Raw genomic sequence first — 804 nt, 5'->3', positions numbered from 1 at the left:
AGGTGATCTTGCTTACGGCAAACGGGTTGCGGATGATGTACTGGGCCAGGGCCTCCCGGCCGGCCTCGTCGTCGCGGGCCAGCCGGACCCCGTTATGCACCGAAAAACCGGAGTTATGCCGCCAGGTAAGCAGCTTGGCGATCAGGGCATCATCGATCCGGCCTTCCTTCTTGAGCATCGCCAGTACCTTGGCCCGGAACATTTCGGCCAATGGCGCGAGGTCCACTTTCGGCATTACGTAAAAAACGCCGCTCTCCCGGAACAGGCCGTCGGCCAGCAGGACATGGACGTGAGGATGCCAGCGGGCATAGTCGCCGAAGGTCTGGATCGCCATGACCGCCCCCAGGGCTCCGCTCTTCAGACCGGTTGCGGTGCGGAAAAACTTGAGCAGGCTCTGGTTGATAGAGCGGCAGAGCTTGCCCAGCAGCTTGCGGTCATACTTGAAAAAGCGGCGCAGGATGATGGGGATGCTGAAAACGTACTGGCGGTGCGGCACCGGGTAGAGCACGTTATCCCGCAGGTGCTGGCCGAACAGGATCACCTTCTTGGCGTGACAACTGGGACAGAACCAGCGCCCCCGGCAACTGAAGGCCAGCAGGTACTCGTGGTGGCAGTCCGGGCAGCGAACTCGGGCGAAGCCTTCGGATAGATCGCCGCATTGGCGGAAGGCTGCCACTACATCGGGAATAACCGACCGCAGGAAGCCGTACTCCCGCAGAAAGCGGTCGTCGTATTCCGCCAGAAACGCCGGGAAATGTTCGTCCAGCAGTCGCCACAACGGGGAGGATTTCGGCTCCCGCGGGT

At 61.8% G+C, this 804-nt stretch carries 1 protein-coding gene; it reads right to left on the bottom strand.

Annotation, left to right across the window (positions count from 1 at the left end):
* The coding region (locus tag P0N66_RS12765; protein ID WP_275806025.1) for a transposase zinc-binding domain-containing protein at nucleotides 1-804 on the bottom strand (804 nt) is incomplete at both ends.

It is taken from the genome of Desulfurivibrio dismutans (genome assembly GCF_029210385.1).
Taxonomy (GTDB): Bacteria; Desulfobacterota; Desulfobulbia; order Desulfobulbales; family Desulfurivibrionaceae; genus Desulfurivibrio; species Desulfurivibrio dismutans.
The sequence above is the reverse complement of the archived record's forward strand: the minus strand, read 5'-3'. Positions and strand labels throughout refer to the sequence as shown.